The 4,499-nt window shown below is 66.9% G+C and carries 4 protein-coding genes; all 4 read right to left on the reverse strand.

Features of this window, described 5'->3' with window-relative positions; translation table 11 throughout:
* Window positions 1-9 precede the first annotated feature (9 nt).
* A complete protein-coding gene (locus ACI38Z_RS02625; protein ID WP_439788631.1) occupies window positions 10-1,914 on the reverse strand; it encodes a carbon starvation CstA family protein in 1,905 nt (634 codons plus the stop codon).
* 495 nt (window positions 1,915-2,409) lie between these two features.
* Window positions 2,410-3,405 (reverse strand): amidohydrolase family protein, encoded by a 996-nt coding sequence (locus tag ACI38Z_RS02630; protein ID WP_439788632.1) that lies wholly within the window; start codon window positions 3,403-3,405, stop codon window positions 2,410-2,412.
* A complete protein-coding gene (locus ACI38Z_RS02635) occupies window positions 3,389-3,586 on the reverse strand; it encodes a hypothetical protein (protein WP_439788633.1) in 198 nt (65 codons plus the stop codon). Before ACI38Z_RS02635 ends, ACI38Z_RS02630 begins: the two co-directional genes overlap by 17 nt.
* Window positions 3,587-3,666: 80 nt before the next feature.
* The coding region (locus ACI38Z_RS02640) for a B12-binding domain-containing radical SAM protein (protein WP_439788634.1) at window positions 3,667-4,499 on the reverse strand (833 nt) is incomplete at its 5' end.

Raw genomic sequence — 4,499 nt, forward strand, 5'->3', positions numbered from 1 at the left:
CCTGAGTCGCTAGGCCTGGACCTGAGGCTCGGCCGTTGCCTTGGGGGCGTTGGCCTCGGCCTCGGCGGCCGCGACGTTCTTGCGGCCAAGCTCGGACCACTCGGGCTCCTCGTCCGGCATGGAGCCTGCCTTGGCGGTGAAGAACTCCTTCAGGCAGTTGTAGGCGACGATGACGCCCAGGACGACGAGCAGCACGGCGACGAGCAGCTGGAGGCCCTTGGTGAGAAGGACGGGCGCTGCCGCGGTGGTCGCGGTGGCGGGGATGGTTCCGAAGAGGCCGTAGGTGGCGACGGCGGTCCAGCAGCTGGCGATGCTCATGGCAAGGGAGGTGAAGGTGCAGCAGAGCAGGAAGGCGACGGGCACGTAGAGCATCCAGCCCTTGCGGCCGGTGACCTTGCAGAAGACGGCGAGGGTGATCATGGTCATGCCGCCGAGCAGCTGATTGGACGCGCCGAAGAGCGGCCAGATGTTGAGGTAGCCGCCGAAGCAGAGAACGAGGCCGACGAGCAGGGAGACCGCGGTGGAGAAGTACACGTTGGTCATGACCTTGCGGGCGCCGGTGGCCTTCTCCTTGGTGGCGGCGGCGGCGTCGTTGGAGCTGTAGAAGAACTCCTGGAAGCTGCTGCGGGCGATGCGGGCGACGGCGTCGAGGGAGGTGAGGGCGAGCGCGGAGACGTTCATGGTCATGAAGACGGTCGCGACGGTGTTGTTGACGCCGATGGTCTCCATGCCGTGGGCGATGCCGGCGGCGAAGATCTGGAACGGGGTGGAGGCGACGCCCGCGTTGAGGGCACCGGTACCGGCGGTGTTCATCTGGCTGAACATGATGCCGGCGGTGACGATTGCGATGACGCCGACGAAGGACTCGAGCACCATGGCGCCGTAGCCGACCGGGAGCATGTCCTTCTCGTTAGAGACCTGCTTGGAGGAGGTGCCGGAGGAAACCAGGCTGTGGAAGCCGGAGAGCGCGCCGCAGGCGACGGAGACGAACATCAGGGGGAAGAGGTACTGGCCGCTGGCGGCAAGCTTGGACATGGTGGCGCTGGACGCGACCATCGGGGCGGTCATGGTCGCCTGGCCCCTGACGCCGAGCGCGAAGATGCCGAAGACCGCGCAGACGATCATGGTGACCATCATGATGGTGGTGAGGTAGTCACGCGGCTGCTTGAGGGTCTGGATAGGCATGGCGCACGCGAAGACCAGGTAGACCATCACGACGGCAATCCAGCCGTTGGCGCTGAGGTAGATGGGGAACTGCATGCCGACGGCGAACATGAGGACGATCGCGGCGACGGCCACGACGAACTCCTGCCAGCCCTTGAGGTCGAAGCGGCGGCGCAGCCAGCCGAAGGCGATGGCGACGAACGTGAAGAGGATCGAGATCGTGCCGGCGCAGCCGGAGGCGTAGGACTTGGCGGTGTTGACGGCGCCCGCGGTGGTGGTGGTCATGGCGAAGGTGCCGGCGACCATGGAGGTGAAGGCCGCGATGACGATGGTGCAGAACAGCCAGCTGAAGAGCAGGAACAGGCGACGGCCGGTCTTGCCGATGTACTTCTCGATCAGCTGGCCGAGCGACTTGCCGTTGTTCTTGACGGAAGCGTACAGCGCACCGAAGTCATGCACGGCGCCAAAGAAGATGCCGCCGACGAGGACCCACAGCAGAACCGGCAGCCAGCCGAACATCATCGCGACGATGGTGCCCGTGACGGGGCCCGCGCCGCAGATCGAGCTGAACTGGTGAGAGAAGACGGAGAAGCGAGAGGCGGGCGAGAAGTCCTTGTCGTCCTCCATGCGGCGTGCGGGCGTGAGTGCCTTGGGATCCACGCCCCAGCTCTTGGCCAGCCATCGGCCATAGAGCGCGTAGCCGCAGACGAGCGCCACGGCCGCAACGAGTATTACCAGCATTCCGTTCATGTGAAGCTCCCTTCGGGATTCAAACAAAAAAGTGGGGCCGCCTGGCAAGCATCCAAGCGGCCCCACCTGATGCGTCAGCCGCCCGCGAACGAGGCCGCGGGCCGGCTCGCCACCGACTCGCGACCTAGCTAATAATTACCTCTGCTAGCGTGCTGACGCCCATGTTCGAATCTCCTCATACCGGGTGCGCCGTCTGCGCACCTCCCTTGCGGTACGCGACCATAATCGTTCTTGCGAACGGACTGGCTCCCCAAAAGCCACCATCTGAAACACTTGGTTAACGAAACTCCGCAAGACCCATAACGCTGAACGGTCGCCAATTTTCGCCGAGCGCGCAAAAAGCGCAGGTAGTTATGGACAAACCGCGAAGTGCGGCAACGCAACATTGCGAAGGCTGCCACTGTGGGGCAGCTACGGAAACGCTTGCGGACGCAGACGGCTGGGCGAGAAGGGCCGCGGCCGGCGCCGTCGCTGCCACGTGACGGCAGCCGTTGGCTACGCGATGCCGAGGAGGGCGGCCGCGTTTCTCCACTGGGCGCCCTCGAGCGCGGACGCGTGCGGGCCCGCGAAGAGCGCGAGCGCCTTCTGGCGCGCGAGGGGCGCCGGCGTGTAGGGCCAGTCGCTCCCGTAGAGCAGGTGCGAGGGGTCGGCCACCTTGAGGAGCGCGTCGAACATGACGGGCTCCGCGTCGCCTGCGAGGTCGAAGTAGAGGCCGCGGACAGCTGCGAGCACGTCGGCGCTGGCCATCATGCCCGCGGGCACGAAGATGCGGGAGATGCCCTGCATGCGATGGGCGACCTCGGGCACGAAGGCGCCGCAGTGCGGGACGACCCAGCGCACGTGCGGGTAGCGCTCGAGCGTGCCCGTGGTGACGAGGTTGAGCACGGCGCGCGTGGTATCGGCCAGGAACTCGAAGACGGGTGCGTGCTCCGCCGCGAACTGGCCCGCCGGCACGGCCGACGGCCTGGTGGGATGCACCAGCACGACGGCCGAGCGGGCGTCGAGCTCCGCCATGAGCGGGTCGAGCCGCTGGTCGCCCAGGTAGACGCCGCACGCGTTGGTCGGGACCTTGACGGCGAGCGCGCCTGGGAGCGCGTACGCGCGGCGGGCCTCCGCGATGGAGGCGGAGACGTCCGGCACGGGAAGCGTGGCCGCGAAGCCGTAGCGTGCGGGGTCGGCCGCGCAGATGCGCGAGGCGCAATCGTTCAGCTGGCGGCAGAGCCGCGCGGACGCGGCGTCGTCACCCCAGTTGACGTGCGGTGACGATATCGAGAGGAGCGAGAAGCCAATGTTCATGCTGCGGGCGAAGGCGCGCGCGTCCTTCTCGCCCCACTGTGGCGTGGGGAAGCCGTCCTCCCGCGCAGTGTCGATCCCGGCAGACGCGAGCGCGTCCAGGTAGGGAGCGGGAAGGATGTGCTGGTGGACGTCCAGCAGGCGCGGCAGCCGTGCGTCCGCAGGCGTCGGCGTCGCTGCGCTACTTGAAGTCGACACCGGGGTTCTCCTCGCGGATGTAGCGCAGGGCCTCGTCCCACTGCTCGCGGAGGACCTGGTCGCGCACCTTGGTGCGACGCGACTTGGCCCACGCGTAGACGCTCTTGGGGCTCTCCCCCGCGTCAAGGCGGTCGCTCACCAGGAAGAACGGGTCGTCGTCATCAAAGAAGTCGTCGGACATGGGACACCTCGCTGTCGCGGTAGGACGGTACGCAAATCACACGTTCACTATAGCAATGCCCAGGGGCGCGACGCGGCCCGCTAGTCGCCCGCGAGGGCCTTCTTCCCGTGGCCGCGCACGCCGAGCAGCACGGGCGCCGCCATCACCGCGAGGATGGTCAGCGTGGTCAGGGCCTCCTGCGCGTCGTCTGCCAGGCGCAGCTTCCGCAGCTGGCGGCCGACCTCGTCGTCCCTGTGCTCGTCGGCGAACCTCCAAGGGACGTGGCGCAGGTAGTGGTACCAGCTGCCCTTCCCAATCAGGCCGGCCAGCCACGTGCCCCACTTCCCCAGGCGCGCGATGAGGGCCAGCGCGTAGCGGGTCAGGCCGTACGCGGGGCCAAACAGCCTCCCCATGCGCAGGGCGCCCCTGCGGTCGTAGAACTCGCACGCGGCGTGGAAGAACTCCATCTGCAAGTCCCAGGGCGACATGTTCCTTGGCTGGTAGGTGGCGTTCATCATGTCGAAGTTCTCCCAGTCGCGCTCGTCGCGCCACAGCATGCGGCCCTCCTTCTTGTATCCCTCGTACACCGGGGTGCCCGGGTACGGCGTCAGGATGGCAGGTTGCAGCTTCGAGGCGTCGATCTCCTTCGCGAATTGCACGGTGCGCATGATGTCGTCGTGGGTGTCTGTGTCGGCCCCCACGACGATGCTCGCTATCAGCTGTATGCCGTGCTCGCGGCACGCCTCGCCCGCACGGCGGATGTCCTCAATGGACTGGTGCTTGTTCACGGCGTCCAGGGTCTTCTGGTTGAGGGACTCCACGCCTATGAGCACCCAGTTCAGGTGCGCCGCCGCAAGGAGGTCGAGCAGCTCGGGGTCGTTCGCCATGTCGGTCCTGCCAAAGAAGAACGTCTCCTTGAACTGCAGGTTCTCCG

The sequence above is a fragment of the Parafannyhessea sp. genome (assembly GCF_051876455.1).
Classification (GTDB): domain Bacteria; phylum Actinomycetota; class Coriobacteriia; order Coriobacteriales; family Atopobiaceae; genus Parafannyhessea.

Coding starts and splice junctions, on each gene's coding strand:
- ACI38Z_RS02625 (WP_439788631.1), bottom strand. CDS start 1,914: ATGAACGGAATGCTGGTAATACTCGTTGCGGCCGTGGCGCTCGTCTGC.
- ACI38Z_RS02635 (WP_439788633.1), bottom strand. CDS start 3,586: ATGTCCGACGACTTCTTTGATGACGACGACCCGTTCTTCCTGGTGAGC.